The sequence below is a fragment of the Streptosporangium sp. NPDC050148 genome, assembly GCF_055586505.1.
Genome location: NZ_JBVJIA010000025.1, coordinates 51,960 through 67,880, shown reverse-complemented (window position 1 = coordinate 67,880; position 15,921 = coordinate 51,960). Strand labels below are relative to the sequence as shown.

General features: G+C 73.0%; 17 protein-coding genes. 9 read left to right on the top strand and 8 right to left on the bottom strand.

All coding sequences use genetic code 11. The features are described from left to right. Window positions 1-44: 44 nt before the first annotated feature. Entirely contained in the window at window positions 45-1,178 is a 1,134-nt protein-coding gene (locus ACZ6RT_RS26275; RefSeq protein ID WP_470156777.1) for a hypothetical protein, read from the bottom strand. Between the two features lie 821 nt (window positions 1,179-1,999). Between ACZ6RT_RS26275 and ACZ6RT_RS26270 the strand changes: the two genes are divergently transcribed. Together ACZ6RT_RS26270 and ACZ6RT_RS26265 are read left to right on the top strand one after the other, a co-directional pair. After that, window positions 2,000-2,620 (top strand): TetR family transcriptional regulator, encoded by a 621-nt coding sequence (locus ACZ6RT_RS26270; RefSeq protein WP_344892593.1) that lies wholly within the window; start codon window positions 2,000-2,002, stop codon window positions 2,618-2,620. Window positions 2,621-2,700: 80 nt separating this feature from the next. Further along, the gene (locus ACZ6RT_RS26265; RefSeq protein ID WP_399190218.1) at window positions 2,701-3,468 is read left to right on the top strand and encodes a bestrophin-like domain; all 768 of its coding nucleotides are present in this window, start codon (window positions 2,701-2,703) and stop codon (window positions 3,466-3,468) included. 66 nt (window positions 3,469-3,534) lie between these two features. Here the strand turns inward: ACZ6RT_RS26265 and ACZ6RT_RS26260 are convergent, their stop codons facing one another. Beyond that, window positions 3,535-3,789 (bottom strand): hypothetical protein, encoded by a 255-nt coding sequence (locus ACZ6RT_RS26260; RefSeq protein WP_470156775.1) that lies wholly within the window; start codon window positions 3,787-3,789, stop codon window positions 3,535-3,537. 1,276 nt (window positions 3,790-5,065) lie between these two features. Between ACZ6RT_RS26260 and ACZ6RT_RS26255 the strand changes: the two genes are divergently transcribed. The 3 genes from ACZ6RT_RS26255 (at window position 5,066) to ACZ6RT_RS26245 (ending at window position 8,043) form a co-directional block, all read left to right on the top strand. Beyond that, window positions 5,066-6,034, top strand: a complete 969-nt coding sequence (locus tag ACZ6RT_RS26255; RefSeq protein ID WP_470156773.1) for an LLM class F420-dependent oxidoreductase — start codon at window positions 5,066-5,068, stop codon at window positions 6,032-6,034. A gap of 13 nt (window positions 6,035-6,047) precedes the next feature. Further along, on the top strand, window positions 6,048-7,454 hold the full coding sequence (locus ACZ6RT_RS26250; protein ID WP_470156830.1) for an amidase: 1,407 nt from the start codon (window positions 6,048-6,050) through the stop codon (window positions 7,452-7,454). A 238-nt stretch (window positions 7,455-7,692) separates the two neighbouring features. Beyond that, entirely contained in the window at window positions 7,693-8,043 is a 351-nt protein-coding gene (locus ACZ6RT_RS26245) for a YkvA family protein (protein ID WP_399190212.1), read from the top strand. Here ACZ6RT_RS26245 and ACZ6RT_RS26240 read toward each other — a convergent pair. Continuing rightward, the gene (locus tag ACZ6RT_RS26240) at window positions 8,024-9,220 is read right to left on the bottom strand and encodes an amidohydrolase family protein (protein ID WP_399190210.1); all 1,197 of its coding nucleotides are present in this window, start codon (window positions 9,218-9,220) and stop codon (window positions 8,024-8,026) included. The genes ACZ6RT_RS26245 and ACZ6RT_RS26240 overlap by 20 nt on opposite strands. Window positions 9,221-9,476: 256 nt before the next feature. Continuing rightward, window positions 9,477-10,100: a tyrosine-protein phosphatase gene (locus ACZ6RT_RS26235; RefSeq protein ID WP_470156828.1), complete on the bottom strand. Its 624-nt coding sequence runs from the start codon at window positions 10,098-10,100 to the stop codon at window positions 9,477-9,479. A 126-nt stretch (window positions 10,101-10,226) separates the two neighbouring features. Between ACZ6RT_RS26235 and ACZ6RT_RS26230 the strand changes: the two genes are divergently transcribed. Then, window positions 10,227-10,925: a hypothetical protein gene (locus ACZ6RT_RS26230; RefSeq protein WP_470156771.1), complete on the top strand. Its 699-nt coding sequence runs from the start codon at window positions 10,227-10,229 to the stop codon at window positions 10,923-10,925. A 185-nt stretch (window positions 10,926-11,110) separates the two neighbouring features. Here the strand turns inward: ACZ6RT_RS26230 and ACZ6RT_RS26225 are convergent, their stop codons facing one another. Further along, a complete protein-coding gene (locus ACZ6RT_RS26225) occupies window positions 11,111-11,380 on the bottom strand; it encodes a hypothetical protein (RefSeq protein WP_470156769.1) in 270 nt (89 codons plus the stop codon). Between the two features lie 160 nt (window positions 11,381-11,540). After that, the gene (locus tag ACZ6RT_RS26220; RefSeq protein WP_470156768.1) at window positions 11,541-12,491 is read right to left on the bottom strand and encodes an SURF1 family cytochrome oxidase biogenesis protein; all 951 of its coding nucleotides are present in this window, start codon (window positions 12,489-12,491) and stop codon (window positions 11,541-11,543) included. 190 nt (window positions 12,492-12,681) lie between these two features. On the opposite strand from ACZ6RT_RS26220, the gene ACZ6RT_RS26215 reads away from it, so the two are divergent. Beyond that, window positions 12,682-13,347 carry a VC0807 family protein gene (locus ACZ6RT_RS26215; protein ID WP_470156766.1) on the top strand — a complete coding sequence of 222 codons (666 nt, stop codon included), beginning with the start codon at window positions 12,682-12,684 and terminating at the stop codon, window positions 13,345-13,347. 101 nt (window positions 13,348-13,448) lie between these two features. On the opposite strand, the gene ACZ6RT_RS26210 is transcribed toward ACZ6RT_RS26215, so the two are convergent. Continuing rightward, on the bottom strand, window positions 13,449-13,964 hold the full coding sequence (locus ACZ6RT_RS26210; RefSeq protein WP_470156764.1) for a winged helix-turn-helix transcriptional regulator: 516 nt from the start codon (window positions 13,962-13,964) through the stop codon (window positions 13,449-13,451). 86 nt (window positions 13,965-14,050) lie between these two features. Here ACZ6RT_RS26210 and ACZ6RT_RS26205 point away from each other — a divergent pair, with 86 nt between their 5' ends. Both ACZ6RT_RS26205 and ACZ6RT_RS26200 read left to right on the top strand, forming a co-directional pair. Continuing rightward, window positions 14,051-14,734 carry a GNAT family N-acetyltransferase gene (locus tag ACZ6RT_RS26205; RefSeq protein WP_399190196.1) on the top strand — a complete coding sequence of 228 codons (684 nt, stop codon included), beginning with the start codon at window positions 14,051-14,053 and terminating at the stop codon, window positions 14,732-14,734. Between the two features lie 187 nt (window positions 14,735-14,921). After that, on the top strand, window positions 14,922-15,518 hold the full coding sequence (locus ACZ6RT_RS26200) for a TetR/AcrR family transcriptional regulator (RefSeq protein ID WP_399190194.1): 597 nt from the start codon (window positions 14,922-14,924) through the stop codon (window positions 15,516-15,518). A gap of 33 nt (window positions 15,519-15,551) precedes the next feature. Here the strand turns inward: ACZ6RT_RS26200 and ACZ6RT_RS26195 are convergent, their stop codons facing one another. Further along, the gene (locus ACZ6RT_RS26195; protein WP_470156761.1) at window positions 15,552-15,866 is read right to left on the bottom strand and encodes a hypothetical protein; all 315 of its coding nucleotides are present in this window, start codon (window positions 15,864-15,866) and stop codon (window positions 15,552-15,554) included. Between the last annotated feature and the right edge of the window lie 55 nt (window positions 15,867-15,921).

The window sequence follows — 15,921 nt, the reverse complement described above, 5'->3', positions numbered from 1 at the left end:
GGCGCGGCTCGCGGGACCGACGGGCCGGCGCGGGGCGGCGCGGGTCAGCGGAACAGGATGTCCCAGTGATCCGCCTCGCGGGCGTACAGGGGCTCTGACGCTCCCTCCTCGCCGTACAGGCGTGCTCCGTCGCCCCGGACCCCCTGCTTCGGGTGGTTCTTTTTGATGTACCGGTTGATGCAGGCGTTGGGCTTGATGTCCAGCTTGTAACCGGCGAAGTGGCTGTACGGTCCCGGGGCGTGGCCCACCTCGGTGCCTCCGGTGACCACCAGGCGGCAGCCGCTACGGCGCTTCAGGTCGATGGCGCTGGAGATGGTGCCGCTCCGCACGGCCTGCAACGAGGTGCAGTTGCGCCCCTGGCGGTTCGAGCACCCCCCTGAGGAGGTCCAGCGCAGGCCCGCCTGTCGCAGCAGCTGCTCGGCATCGGTCTGCTGGAGCCTCAGGGAACGCTGCCGCTGGACCTGCTGCGCCTCGGAGGCCTGGGCCTCGGCCGGTTTCCCGGCGGCCTGAGCGGGTTTCCCGGCGGCCGTGGCCGCGGTGGTCCCGGCGACCTTCCCGGTGGTCTTCGTGGTGGCCGCGCCGGTGGTCTTCGCGGCGACCTTCCCGGTGGCCGCGCCGGAGGTCTTCCCGGTGGTCTTTGCGGTGGCCGCGCCGGTGATCTTCGCGGTGGTCTTCGCGGCGACCGCGCCGGTGGTCTTCGCGGTGGTCGCGCCGGAGGTCTTCTCGGAGGTCTTCCCGGGGACCTTCGCGGTGGTCTTCCCGGCGCTCTTCGTGGCGCTCTTTCCGGTGGCCTTCGCGGTGGCCTTGTCGGCGCTCTTCGCGGTGGTCTTGCCGGGGGCCTTCCCGGCGGCGGGCGCCTTCCCGGCGGCGGGCGGTTCCTTCACCGTGACCGCGGGGGGCGGGGCCGCGGCCGGCTCGCCCTGCCGTGCCCGGGGCGCCTGGGCCTGCGCGGCGACCGGGACGACGGCCGGTCGTCGTTGCGACGGGGTGGTCCCCGCGGGCGGCGTGCCCTTGGCGGCCGTCCGCCGGTCGGGTGCGGTCGTGCCGGAGGGCGCCTGTTCGCGCGGTGCCTGTTTCGCGACCGGGGGAACCTTCCGTTCCGGCGAGGAGGTCTTCGGCGCTCCGCCGCCCGCGCGCGGCGCGGCCCCGTCGCTGCCGGGCCCGCTCGTCCGGGCCACCGGTTTGGACTGTCTCGTCCGGCCGGGACGATCCGGCCGGTTCGACCGGTCCCGGCGGTTCCGTGCCGATGTCCGGGGAACCGCGAGGGAGGACACGGCCTCTCCCTTCAGCTCTCCGTGCCGGACGGCCGCCTGGCGGTACAGTTCCGATGACCGGTGCCGGGCGACCTTCCACGGGCCGGTCGCGTACGGCGCGACGGACAGCGGTCCGCGGGCGTCCGCCGTGCCCGAGGCCGGGCGGCCCCGGGCCACGGTGCTGTCCGGCGCGTGTCGGCTCTCCGCGTTCGCGTCCGCGTCGGGGGTCGACGCGATGACGGCTATCTGCAGAGCGAGCAGTGTTCCCGTGATGAACCGGGTAGCCCGCCGTCTACAGGGACGTATCCCCATTTATGTATCCCTTGTCGCGGGAGCCCTTCCACCAGATGGATCAATCCCACTTCCGAAGCCGGATGATCCCTCCCGAAGAGCGAATTTTGCCCGGTAATGGCGATCATCGTGCGGGTTGATGACCTGGTGAGGCCGCAGGCGCAAAGGATCCGGGGCGACGGGGGATGCCGGGGGGCGGGGAGTGCGGGGACGGGGCGGGCGTGGCGGGCAGAGGGTGACGTGGCAATCACCGATATCAGTGGCGGGGGCGATGTGACGCGCTTAGGGTCGTTCACAAGGGCTTCTCCCGGATGGCACAGGACGGATGACCTAGGGTTCGTCCCGTGGAGAGATCAGCCGAGCCCGTCTGCCAGCGTTGACCGACAGGTGACAAGCGCCCTATGACCGAGCCGACCCCGAGAACCCGTGGATCAGACAGGACCCGTGAGGTCATCGTGGAGACGGCCCTGCGGCTCTTTCGCGAGCGAGGGTACGAGGCGACCACGATGCGGGCCATCGCCGCCGAGGCCGGAGTGTCGGTGGGCAACGCCTACTACTACTTCGCCTCCAAGGAGATCCTGGTCCAGTCGTACTACGACCGGGCGCAGACCGAGCACGAGGCCGCGTGCGAGAAGCTCCTGGCCACCGAGCGCAGGTTCGCCGCGCGGCTGGAAGGGGTGCTGCGGGAGTGGGTACGGGTCTCCGAGCCGTACCACGAGTTCGCGGTGAAGTTCTTCAAGCACGCCGCCGAGCCGGACAATCCGCTCAACCCGTTCAGCGCCGAGTCCTCGCCCTCCAGGGAGGCGTCGATCGGGATCTACCGGCGGGTCGTGGAGGGCTCCTCCGACCGCATCGACGCCGAGCTCAGGGCGGAGCTGCCAGAACTGCTCTGGCTGATGTCGATGGGCGTCGTGCTGTTCTGGGTGCACGACCACTCCGAGGGATGCCGCAGGACGTACCGCCTCATAGAGCTCACCGTGCCGCTGGTCGACCGCCTGGTCGGACTCTCGCACCTGCCCGGCCTGCGCGGGGTCGCACGTGACTTCATCGCGGGGCTCCACGAACTTCGCGAGTGAATCCGGGGAGAACCCAGGAAGAACCGTATCCGACTGATTACCCTGAGTGGTCGGTTCGATGACGGGTTCAAGGGAGTCCCATGGGTTGGGTAGCCGTGCTGGTGGTTCTGTCCGTCGCGCTCACGCTGATCGCATTCCGCGTTCTCAGGAGAAAGGGCCGGGAGGACGAGGAGCACGGGGCGTCGTCCGTCGGCTTCTCGGCCAACCTCGCCCTCGCCGTCTACCTGCTGGTGCTGGCCTACGCGGCCGTCCTGTGCAGGGACGGCCTGTCGGTCACGGAGGCCGACGTGCAGGCCGAGGCCGAGAGCCTCACCGAGATGTACTGGGCGGTGGCGCCCATTCCCGAGGCCGCGCCCGTCAGGACGCAGATACGGCAGTACACCGCGCAGAGCATCGATCTCGACTGGCCGCTCATGGCCGGGAAGACCATGTCCCCCATCCCCGGGCAGACGCTCGCCGAAGCGCGGACCACGCTGCTCCGGCTCCGGCCGGTCGGCGACGAGGGCAGGAACCTGCAGCAGGACGCGCTCGACAGGGTCTCCGAGATCTCGCACGCCCGGATCATCAGGGGTGACGACGCGGGCACCGGTCTGGAGAGCATCTTCGTGATCTCACTGATCGTCTCCGGCCTGCTGGTGATCGCCCTGCCCTGGACGCTCGGGGTGCGGCCCTCGTCCTCGTCGATCATCGCCGATGTGGTGCGGGTGAGCGTGGTCGTCATCGGCGTGTGCTTCATCATCCTGATCAGCCACCCGTTCAGCGGTCTCGGCGCCGTCGGGCCCGACGCCTTCCAGGCCGCGCAGCGGGAGTACGACCACATCGACGGGCGCTTCCCGGCCCAGCCGTGACCGGACGTGCCCCGCGCTCTCCGGGCCCGCGGGAGGATCGTCTCCTCCCGCGGGCCCGGCCGGGTGTTACCTGTGGGTTCTGCCGTTGAGGGCGGCGACGGCGGTCACCGAGATCACGCCGGTGAACATGACCACCAGCACCAGCGTGCGGTCGGTGCCCTTGCGCCGCGCGGCATAGCGGTCCAGCACCAGCCGCTGCCGTACCAGAGGGGGCAGCGAAGGCGTCCGGGCCGAGGGCCTGGGACGGGGTGTACGGGTCCTGGACGGCGTCGGGGTGGCGGAGGCGTCCGGAACGACCGAGACCGGCGCGGCCGGGGGCACGGGCCGGGACGGGACCGGCGCGGGTGAGGAGGATCGCGGAGGGGAGGAGGAGGGGGACGGGGAGGGCGCCGGCGGTGACGCCGTGGGAGGCCCCGGCTTCTGCTCGGGCTCCGGTTCGGGCTTCGGCTCGGTTTTCGGGCCGGTTTTCGGGTCGGGGACGAGGCCGGGCTTGAGGTCCGGCTTGGTGTCGGGGTCGGGGCCGGGCTTGGTGTCGAGGTCGGGTTCGGGGTCGGCTCCGCGGTCGGCTCGGGGGTCGAGGCCGGGGCCGGATGTGGGGGCGAGGTCCGGTTTCGGTGCGGCGACGGCCGGTCCGTTCACCGACGGCCGGTTCGCGACGGCGCCCTTCCCGGCCTGGTCCCTCCCGGTCGGGCCTTTCCTGGACAGGCCTTTCCCGGACAGGCCGGCCACCGGGTCCTTCAAGGGGTCGCCGACCAGGTCCTTGAGGCGACCGGCCGGTCGCGTTCTCCAGGGGGGACGTCCCTGCTCTCCGAGCCGGGTCGCGGCCGTTCCCGTCGGCGCGGGCGCGACGGGGTGGCCGGGTCCCGACCGCGTCCCGTGGGCGGTGGCGGACCGTTCAGGCCCCCCTTCCGTCCGGGACGGCCGCCGTCCGGCGTCCGGGTGCGAGAGGTCGCCCGCCACCCGCGACGACGCCCCGCGGTGGGCCGGTCTCATCCCCGCGCCCGCCTCCGTGCCCCGTCCGGGCCCGTGCCGTCCCGCCTCCCGCTCCCCGGCGGGCCCGGCGTCCGGACCGGGAGTGCCGTCCGGACCGGACGCGCTCCCCGGACCGGACGCGCTCCCCCGGGTGGGCGCCGAGAGCGGGGGCCCTCCGTGGCGCGGGGGCACCGCGACCGGCCGCCCGGCGTGCCCGGCCCGTCCGACGTACCGGGTGACCTGCGGGCGGGGTGGTCCGGTGCCGTCCCCGGCCCGGGAGACCGGGGCCGGGACAGCCGGGCCGGAAAGGGCCGTGGTCGAGAAGAGGGGGGCCGCCCCGGCCAGCAGGGGGACCGCCACGCAGGTCGCGAGACCGGCCGCGCTGAGCAGGCCACGCCGTTGGTTCCTCCGCCGATGCTTCATCACCCGACGTTTCTAACATCATACGGAGAGTGATGGGAGGGTAAGCGGCCGGTCCGTTCTCCGTATCGGATCGGTTGTCATACCGTCCGGTTGGTACGGTGATCCCCTTGACGTCCCCCGGAGCGGGTGCGGCAAGCTGGACCAGAATGTCGTTCTAGGGAGGCAGCTCCCGGACGGCGACCACCGACCGGGAGGCGGCACGATGACCACGGGCCCACGCTGGGGGATGACGATCCCCTTCTACGACCGTTCACTGGCCGACTCCAGGGACCTGGTCGGCGAGCTGCCGGGGCTCGGGTACACCGACGCCTGGTCCGCCGAGGTCAACGGCGTCGACGGCTTCGTGCCGCTGGCGATGACCGCAGAGTGGGCCCCCGGCCTGCGGCTCGGCAGCGCGATCGTCCCGGTCTCCACCCGCGGTCCCGGCCTGCTCGCCATGTCCGCGGCCACCCTCGCCGACCTCGCCCCCGAACGCTTCGTGCTGGGCATCGGGGCCTCCTCCCCGGCCATCGTGGAGCGCTGGAACGCCGGGGAGTTCGTCAAGCCCTTCGCCAGGACCCGGGACACGCTGCGGTTCCTGCGCAGCGCCCTGGCGGGCGAGAAGGTCACCGAGCGGTACGAGACGTTCGAGGTCAAGGGCTTCAGGCTGGAGCGGGCGCCCCGGATCCCCCCGAAGATCGTGCTGGCCGCGCTGCGCCCCCGGATGCTGCGCCTGGCCGCCGAGGAGGCCGACGGCGCGATCACCAACTGGCTCTCCCCGCAGGACGTGCAGAAGGTCCGGGCCGAGATCGGCCCGGAGACCGAGCTGATCGCCCGGCTGTTCGTGTGCGTCAGCGAGGACGCCGCGAAGGTGCGCGAGCTCGGCCGCAGGATGCTCGCGGGGTACCTCACCGTCCCGGTGTACGCGGCCTTCCACGACTGGCTGGGGCGCGGCGAGGTGCTGCGGCCGATGCACGAGGCCTGGGCGGCCGGTGACCGCCAGGCGGCGCTCAAGGCCATCCCGGACGAGGTCGTGGACGAGCTCATCGTGCACGGGGACGCCGCCACCTGCCGGGCCAGGATCCGGGAGTATGTGCGCAACGGCCTGAACACCCCCGTCCTCGCCCCCATCCCCGGCGGCGAGGTCTCGATCGCGCAGGCCGTACGAGATCTGGCCCCCGCGAAGGAGTGAGGCGTTGCACGAGGTGCTGAGGCTGGACGCGACCGGGCAGGCGCGCGCCGTACGGGAGGGGAAGGTCTCGGCGAGGGAGCTCGTCGAGGCGGCGATCGCCCGGATCGAGTCCCGTGACGGCGCCGTCAACGCGGTGGTGCACCGCAGGTTCGAGCGGGCCCTGAAGGAGGCGGACGACGTCGCGCCCGGCGCCCCCTTCGCGGGGGTGCCGACGCTGCTGAAGGACCTGGGCTGGGCCATGGAGGGGGAGCCCTACCGCGCGGGCTCGCGCGTCCTGGACGGGATGACGACCAGGCGGGACGGGTACGCGGTGGCCAAGCTGCGCCGGGCGGGCTTCGTCGTGCTGGGGCGCACCAACACCCCGGAGTTCGGGACCGCGATCACCACCGAACCGGTGGTCTCCGGTCCCACCCGCAATCCCCACGACCCGCGCTACAGCAGCGGGGGGTCCAGCGGCGGGTCCGCCGCCGCCGTGGCGGCGGGCATGGTCGCGGTGGCCGCGGCCAGCGACGGCGGCGGGTCCATCCGGATCCCGGCGAGCATGTGCGGGCTGGTGGGCCTCAAGCCGAGCAGGGGCCGCGTCAGCTCCGGTCCGTCGGCGGGCGAGCCCTGGGCGGGGTTCTCGGCCTCCGGCATGCTCTGCCGTACGGTCAGGGACGCCGCGGCGACCCTCGACGTGATCGCCGGGACGATGCCGGGCGACCCGTACGGCGCACCGGCCTGGCCGCGCCCGCTCGCCGAGGAGGTCGGCGCCGACCCCGGGCGGCTGCGGATCGGCTTCCTGACGGCGCACCCGGACGGGAGCGCCCCGCCCGACGCCGACCTGGTGGCCGCGGTCACCGGGGCCGCCCGGCTGCTGGAGGCGCTGGGCCACCACGTCGAGCCGGGAGGGCCTTCGGCGCTCGCCGACGAGGACTTCGCCCGGCACTTCGGCACGATCGTGGCCGCGCACGTGGCCGCCGACCTGGACGAGGTCGGACGCTGGCGCGGCAGGCCGGTGGAGCCGGAGGAGCTGGAGGAGCGCAACCGGATCCTGGGCGCGGCGGGCCGAGGGCTCGGGGTGGTCGGCTACCTGGCCTCCCGCGACTGGATCGACGCCTTCCGGCGGCGGATGGCCGCCTGGTGGGAGGCCCACGACCTGTTGCTCACGCCCTCCCTGGGGGTGGCGCCGTTCCGCCTGGGCTGGCTGCCGCCCGACGACGTCAGCACCGCGCCGGGCCGCACCCGCCGCGCGGTGGCGTTCACCTCGCCCGTCAACGCGACCGGGCAGCCCGCGATCTCGCTGCCGCTGCACCGCACCGCGGACGGCCTGCCGGTGGGCGTGCAGCTGGTCGCCGCCGCGGGGCGGGAGGACCTGCTCGTCCGGGTGGCAGCCCAGGTCGAGGCGGAGCGTCCCTTCGCGCACCCGGCGTCGGCCTGACGGGCAGCCCCGGTCACCTGACGGTGGCGTACCCCGTGCCGGCCTGTGACGAGGGCGCCCGACGCCGGTGCACCCGGCACCGGGCCGACGCGCGCCCGGTACCGGCCGGGCGGGCCGTTTCCCGGGGACGCCGCAGGTGACGCGCGCTCCGGGAACCCACCGGGAAAGTCACGCGTTATATCGTGAAATGGCGGGGTAGTACGCCGCCAGGCGAACGTGCTTCCAAGGAGGACTTCCCATGGTGAAGGCGGCGCGCGCGGCACAGGTGTGGCGGACGTACCGGAGTGTGTCGCAGCCGGGTTCCCCGGGGCTCGGCGACCGGCTCAAGGCCCTGCCCAGGATGATCGGCGCGGTCATGCACGGACAGTACCCGGGGATGAGCAAGGGCAAGCTGGCCATGATGGGCATGGGCGTGCTCTACATCCTCTCCCCGGTGGACGTCATCCCGGAGTTCTTCCTGCTCCTGGGGGTGGCCGACGACTTCGGGGTCTTCCTGTGGCTGATGGGCTCCCTGCTCGGCGAGGGCGGGCGCTACGTCGACTGGGAGCGCGAGCAGGTGCACCGGCAGGTCACAGTCGCTCCATCCTGAGCCAGGCCCGCGAGGGCAGCGGGTGGCCGAACAGGCGGGCGGCGTTGCCGTAGGCCACCCGGGCGATGTCGGCGGGCGGCAGGCTGCCCAGGTTCGTCGCGACGGCCTGCTGGGTGTCGGGCCAGGTGGAGTCGGAGTGCGGGTAGCCGCTCTCCAGCAGCACGTGCTCCAGCCCGACGGCCAGCCGCACGCCGGACAGCGCGTGGTCGTTGAGCGTGCCGAAGAAGAAGTTCCTGCGCAGGACCTCGCTGGGCTTGAGCCCGCCCTCCCACGAGGCCTCGCCCGCGACCGGGTGGTCGAGCGCGTAGTCGGCCCGCTCCGCCAGCATCGGCAGCCAGCCCACGCCCCCCTCGACGATGAGGATGCGCAGGGCGGGGAAGCGCAGCGGGATGCCCGACCAGAGCCAGTCGGCGCAGGCGAACATCGCGCTCGCCGGCATCAGCGTGGTGATCGCCTCGATCGGGGTGTCCGGTGACGGGACCGGTGCCCAGGAGCCCGCGCCGGCGTGCAGGCAGATCACGGTGCCGGTCTCCTCGCAGGCCTGGAAGAACGGGTCCCAGTGGTCGCCGTGGATGGACGGCAGGCGCAGCCGGGTGGGGAACTCCGGGAAGAGCACCGCCTTGAACCCGCGGGCCGCGTTGTCGCGGATCTCCTTCGCGGCCACCTCGGGGTCGGTCAGCCAGGGCAGCTGCAGGGCGATGATCCGCTCCGGGTAGGTGCCCGCCCAGACCTCCACGTGCCAGTCGTTCCACGCGCGCATGACCGACAGGCCCAGCTCCTGGTCGCGGGTCTTGGCGAAGACCATGCCGGCCTGCCCGGCCAGCATGCCGGGGAAGCAGAGCGCGGCCCAGACTCCGGCGCGGTCCATGTCCTCGATCCGGGCCTCGACGTCATGGCAACCGGGACGCATGTGCTCGAACCGGACCGGGTCCAGCGTCCACTGCTCGCGGGGCAGGCCGGCGCCCACGTCGAGCCCGGCGCACGGGTAAGTGGCCCCGCCGTAGCGCCAGACCTGGTGGCCGGAGTCGGTCTCGACCACCTTGGGGGCGAACTCGGCGTACTTCTCGGGCAGCCGGTCGTCGAACATGTCGGGCGGCTCGATCAGGTGGTCGTCGGCCGAGATGATCACATAGTCCCGCCGCCTCGGCTCGGGGTCGGGGAGCAGCGGCGTAGTCACGCGGTCAACCGTATGACGCTGGAATAACACTCATCAAGCCGCAAGGTCTCCGCTTGGTATCTCTGTCCTTCTCGCGAGGTCCCCGCGAGGTCCCCGCGAGGTCCCCGCGAGCCGCCCCGCCGCCCCGCCGGAGGTCCCCGCGAGCCGTCCCGCCGGGCCCGCCGGAGGTCCCCGGGACCACCGCACGCAGAAGGCGGCGGCCCCGGGGGGACGGGCCCGCCGGAGGGTGCTGCCCGTGGCGGGCCCTGATCGCGGACTACCCGGAGATCTCCCGGACATCCGGATCCTCCAGAAGATGCCTCCTGAGAGCGGGCGCGACACCGTCGTCCATCCCGAGGGCCCGCGCGCAATAGTCCGGCACCGGACCCAGCTCGGCCAGGAAAAGGCGCATCGCCTCGGCGGGCGCGTGGCCGTACCCGTCCCAGGGCAGCGGCTCGCCCGGGTGCTCGCGCTCCCAGTACGCGACCATCTGGGATCTGGCCAGCCCGGTCAGCGCGTAGTCGTCGACCACGTCCTCCTCGGGCACCCCCAGCAGCCGCAGGACCAGCGCGACGAGCACCCCCGTGCGGTCCTTGCCCGCGGCGCAGTGCACCACGACGGGCGCGTTGTCCGCGTCGGCGATGACCTCGAGCGCGGTGGCGAGCTCGGCCCGCCCGTCCCGGGACACCTCCAGGTAGCGGTCGGCGAAGAACCTGGCGATCCCGGCCTCGGGGCTGTAGTCGTCCCGGACGTTCCAGAACCGGTGCTCGACCGAGAGGTTGTGGTAGCGCGGGCCGTGCGGGGCCCGGCCGCGGCGCTCGATCTCCTCGGGGTGGCGCAGGTCGATCACGGTGCGCACGCCGAGCGCGTGGAAGCGGTCGAGGTCCTCGCCGGAGAGCAGGTGCAGGGAGGCGGACCGGTACAGCCGCCGCCCACGTCGCGGAAGTTGTGCAGCCGCGCGAACTCGATATGCCGGGTCACGCCCCCTAACCTATTCAACGGCGGGTGTCGGGGACGGGGGCGGCGGATGCGCGTGGTGGTTCCGGTACGGGAGGACGTGCCCTTCGGGGTCCGCCTGGCGCTGTTGTTCGTGCTCGCCCTCTCCACGGTGATCGTCCACCTCAACCAGGCGCCCGTGCTGCGCCCGGCCGAGGAGCTGATCTCCGACCTGCGGGCGGGCGGGGTGAGCAAGGTGGTCCACGACCGCGACTGGCCCGCCTACGGCACGCTGACCTGGTCCCACGGGCCGCTGTCCTGGACCCAGGCCCGCTTCGACCAGCCCGACGACGTCTGGGACCCCGAGACCACCCGGCTGGACCGCGAGGCCCTGCAGCGCCGCCAGGAGGCGTTCCTGGCCCGGGTGCGCGCCGCCGCCGACCCGTCGGTGGAGATCGTGCGCACCGAGGGGTCCCGGGGAGCCGCCCTCCTGGCGGGCTCGCCCGCCTACGAGCGGTGGTGGAAGCCCTTCGCGCCGGTGGCGGTGACGGCCGAGGCGCTGACCTGGCTGCTCATGCTCGCCCGGCCGAACCCGCGCTACGCCAGCCGCTGGGCCTGGTTCTGGATGTTCCTCACCGGCGGCTCGCTCCTGTACGTCCTGCTGGAGCCGCGCCCGCTGTGGCGGGGACCGTACGAGATGCCGTCACCCGCGCCGGAGAGGCTCGACGGGACACGGGGGTTCGCGATCGCGGTGGCGGTCCTGTTCGGGACGGCGATGGTCAACGCCTGACCGCGGCCCGCCGGGGCCCGGTCCTCTCATCGAGGGCAAGGTCGTCGATCGGCCGCCGTCCCCGATGAGAGGAGCGGCGGCACCGCGACCGGGATGGCGGCAGCGGAGCCACCCCGGCCGCGCGATCGACCGGCCTCGTCACGGGACCTGTCCGGATCCGCCCGGACGGGATCGTGCCGTGACGATCAGCTCCCGAAGATCAGGTACAGGTCCCAGCCGCCGTTCTTGGCCTGGCACCGGTAGTCGTCGGCCCCGCCGGGGTTGTGGGGCCACAGGTACTCCTCGCCCACGGCGACGCACTCGGCGTGGGTGCGGTAGTGGCCGTGGTACTGCCAGTAGTCCATCGCCTTCGCCGTCGTGCCTGCGGCGGCCTGGCCGGCCGGCGCGGCGGACGCCACTCCACCGGTGAGCGCCAGGGCCGCGGTCGCGACCACTCCCACCGCCAGTGCGCGCATACGGGTTCTCACTGGAAGACCTCCCTGGGGTACGGCCATCGTTGATCCATTCATTGAATGGAAGATTCCGTTACCCCGCAAGAGGCTGGACCGTTACATCGGAAAGGGCTTTCCCGGCAGGGGCTCCGACGCGCGGGAAAAGCCCCGGACGGGCGCTCTCCTACGGCACCGGAGACGTCTCGGACGCGGAGTCCCGGCCGGTTCCCCCGGGCGCGGGATCCCGCCCCGTCCCGGCGTCCCGGCCCGACTCGGGGCCGTCGGAGCCGGAGCCGGAGGCAGGACCGGAGCCGGAGCCGGGGCCAGGGCCAGGGCCGGGGCCGGTCGGTGTGGCGGCCGCGGCCTTGAGGTCGGCGGCCTCCCTGCGGATCAGCAGCGCCCAGCCGCCGACCGCGACCCCGATGAACAGCCACCACTGCACGCTGTAGGCGAGGTTGAGCCCGCCTCCCCCTCCGACGTCCGGCGGCGGGACGGGCGCGGGCGCGGAGGCCGCCCCGGGCGTCTGCTCCACCAGCTCGACGTACCCGCCCAGGAGCCGGTACGGCAGGCGGCGGCCGATCGCCGCGGTGTCGATCAGCAGCACCTGGCCCGCGGGCAGCCCCGCCCGGTCGCGGATGCCCGAGCTCTCCTCGGACTCGGCGGGACGTAGCCTGCCGGTGACAGTCACCTCACCCGGGGGCGGCGGGGGCACCGGGGGGACGGAGTCGGCCGTGGCGCCCGCCTTGATCCAGCCCCGGTTCACCAGCACGCCGGTGCCGTCCCCGACGACCAGCGGGGTCAGCACGTAGAAACCGACCATCCTGTCCTGGGTACGGCGCCTGACCAGGAGCGACGCGCCCGTGTCGTACGTTCCCCGGACCGTGACGGCGCGGTGGCGGTCCCGGGCCGCGACGGTACCGCCGGGTGAGGTGAGCTCCCGTACGGGGACCGGGGGGGCGGTGAGGTTGGCGGTGGTCCGGTCGCTGCTGGCGGACCGTTCCTCGAAGCGCCCGAACTGCCACTGGCCCAGGAACAGGAAAGCGGGGATGACCAGCAGCACCACCACGTGGAGAGCCAGCCATCGGGGAGTCAGCAGGAACCGGTACACGCACCCAAGGGTAGGCACCGCGGGCACCGCCCTGTCCTTCGCGTGGGCCTTTGGGGCGACCGGGTGTGCCGTAGGGCGTAGTAGGGTGCCCGGAATCGCTGGATCGTTGGATGTCATGGAAAGGTTCGCCGGACACTCCGGACATCACATACGGTCGGGTGAGATCTCCCCCGGGACGTTCCATCACCTCCGGAGTCCGCCCCTGATGACCGTGCTCATGTCCGCCCCCGTGACTCCGCTCGTCCTTCCCCGTATCGGCCCCCTGCTGCGGCACGCCGCCCCCAGGGTGTTCGAGAGCATGATCCTTCCCGTCCTGGTCTTCTACGTCGCGCTGCTCTTCGCCGACGCCGGTGTCGCGCTGGGCGTGGCGGCGGCCTGGGTGTACGGAGGGGTCGCCTGGCGGCTGGTCAGGGGCGGCGAGGCGCCCGGCACGCTGCTGCTGGCGGCCGGCACGATCACCGTGAGGGTGGGGCTGGCCGTGGCGACCGGCAACCCCATCGTGTTCTTCCTGCAGCCCTGTCTCGGCGTGTTCTGCGTGAGCATGGGCTTCCTGCTCACCGCGCCGTTGCGGCGGCCGCTGATCCGGCGGGTGGTGGCCGACCTGGTGCCGTTGCCCGACCACGTGACCGAGCACCCGCGGATGCGGCGCTTCTTCGTACGGCAGTCGGTGCTGTGGGGGTGCGCGCAGCTGCTCAACGCGGTGCTGAGCCTGTGGCTGCTGCTCAGCCAGAGCCTGCAGACCTACCTGGTGGTCCGCACCTCGGTGGTCGCGGTGCTTCTGGGCGGAGCGGCGCTCGTCTCGGTGCTCAGCTTCCGGCACTGCCTGCGCAGGCTGGACGGCATCGCACCGCGTCCGGCGGACGCGGAGCCCCTCGCGGCGTGACCCCCGCCGACGGGCGCCTCCCGGTGTGATCCCTCAGAGCGTGACCCCTCGCGGGTGACCGCCGCCGACGGGCCTCTCCCAAGGCGACTCCTCACGGCTCCTCACGGCGCGACCTCGACGGACGTGCCCGCCGGGGCCGGGGCGGTACGCAGCCCGGGGCCGGGAAGCGCGGTGACCTGCCTGGGGCCGGCGACCTCGTGTCCCTCGGCGCAGCGGAAGTACTGCTCGATCGGCGCGCCGCAGTCGCGGTGGGTGAGGAGCACCGGCGGGCCCTCGCTGTCGCTGAGGTACCGGTCGCCCCACTGCATCAGGCTCACCAGGATCGGATAGAGGTCCAGGCCCATCTGGGTCAGCCGGTACTCGTCGCGCTGCCGCTGGCCGGGTTCGCGGTAGGGGACCTTACGCAGCAGCCCCGCCTCCACGAGCCGGGTGAGCCTGGCGCTGAGCACCTGCCGGGGCGCTCCGGTGGCGAGCTGCATGTCGGCGAAGCGCCGCACCCCGGCGAACGCCTCGCGCAGGACCAGGAACGTCCACTTCTCCCCGACGACACCCAGGGCGCGTTCGATCGAACAGTTCTCCAGCCGCAGGGGAAAGCCGCCGGGTGTCACCTCGCTCATGTGCGCATCGTAGGTCGCCATCACGCCACCTCCAATTATCGCTAAGTCTACTTGACATACCCAGCCCTTCGCGGAACTCTGAGTCCATGATGCGAACTCAGCCGGTGTCCCCGCGTTACGCCCCCGCGACGGCGGCCCCCGAAGGTGCCGGTGCGGCCGTCGTGGCACCGCCCGGCCAGGAGGCGACCGCGGGGTGCGGGCCGGACGCGGCGACGGCACCCGCGGGCATGACGACCGTGTCCGGAGTCGTGACGACCGCGCCGCAGCACGTGACGATCGCGTCCGGGGACGTGACGACCGTGCCCGGGGCGGCCGTGGGGATCCGGCCCGCGCGCCCTGAGGACGAGGAGCGGATCCGCCGCTTCCTGGCCGGCCTGTCGTCCCGCACCCGGATGCGGCGGTTCTTCACCGAGGTGCACCACCCCGGCGCCGGGTTCGTCAGGGCGCTCCTGGCGGTGGACGAGCGACGCGACGCGCTGCTGGCCCTGCACGGGGACCTGCTCGTCGGGCACGCCATGAGCTACCGGGGCCAGGAGACCGACATCGAGATCGCCGTGGTGGTGAGCGACGAGTGGCAGGGCATGGGGCTCGGCTCCCGCCTCGTCCGCACGCTGATGCGCCGGGCCGCGGCCAGGGGCGCCACGACGGTGGGGATGGACGTGCTCGGGGACAACCACACGGTACTGGCGATGATCCGCGGCATCTGGCCGGACGCGGCCATGCGCGCCTCCTCGGGCACGGTGGAGGTGACCGCCCGCGTCCAGGGCTGAGCGTGCCGGGGCCGGGTCAGGCCGGGCCGGGCCGGTGGCGGGCCCCCGGGCCGTCGGTCACCGCCCGCGACCGGCCAGGGCCGGGGGCGGGGGCGCGATACGACGATCACGACGGTACGATCGACGTGGTCCACGCCGTTCCCCGGAGAGTTTGCGGAACAAGGTTCTGTTACCCCACCATTGGAACGTGAAGACCGCCAAGAACGGCCGTGACGGCCGCACCAGGATCGTCGAGGGTGCCCTCCGCCGGTTCAGCCAGGACGGGGTCTCGGCCACCACGCTGGCCAGCCTCCGCGAGGAGAGCGGCGTCAGCGTCGGCAGCTTCTACCACCACTTCGCCAGCAAGGAACACGTCTTCGGCGTCCTGTACGCCGAGACCCTGAACATGTACCAGGAGGCGTTCCTGGCCGAGCTGCAGCGCCACGAGGCCGCCAGGGACGGCATCGAGGCCATCGTCGCGCTGCACATGTCCTGGTGCGGCGAGCACCGGGAGCGGGCGCACCTGCTGATCAGCGAGCGGCCGCCCCGGCGTGAGGAGCCGGGCGGCACCGAGGTGTCGGAGTCGCGCAGGGCGTTCTTCCGGAAGGTCGCCGACTGGTGGCGCCCGCACATGAAGGACGGGCTGCTCCAGCCCGTCCACCCGACGATGTGCTACGTGCTGTGGCTGGGACCGGCCACCGAGATGTGCCGCCTGTGGTTCGCCGGGGCGCACCAGCCCACGTCCGAGGAGATCGCCGGCCTGTGCGAGGCGGCCTGGCAGAGCCTGCGGCAGCAGGGGGCCTGACCCCGGCCGGAACGTTCCCGGCCGGTGCCGGGGTCAGTGGGCGCCCACCAGCCGGCGCGTCCCCGTCGGCACCCGCCAGACCGCCTCGTCCAGCGAGATGTCCAGCCGCAGGTCCTCGCGCCGCCGACGCAGGCCGGGGACGCGCACCCGGTCGGAGACGTCGAACCCGCCGTGCCGCGCGTAGCCGAACCCCAGCTCCCCGGTGAAGACCCGCAGCTCGTCCTGGTTCCCGCACCGCGGGCAGGTCCAGGCGACCACGTCCTTGCCGCGGTGGTAGTCGTGGCAGGCGCGGAAGTACTCGTCGGGCCGGAAGCGGGACTCGCAGGCGAAGCAGGGGATCAGCATCATGGATCCTTTGGAACGGGTGACGCGGTCATACAGGAGTACTCCCCGGCACTTGAAC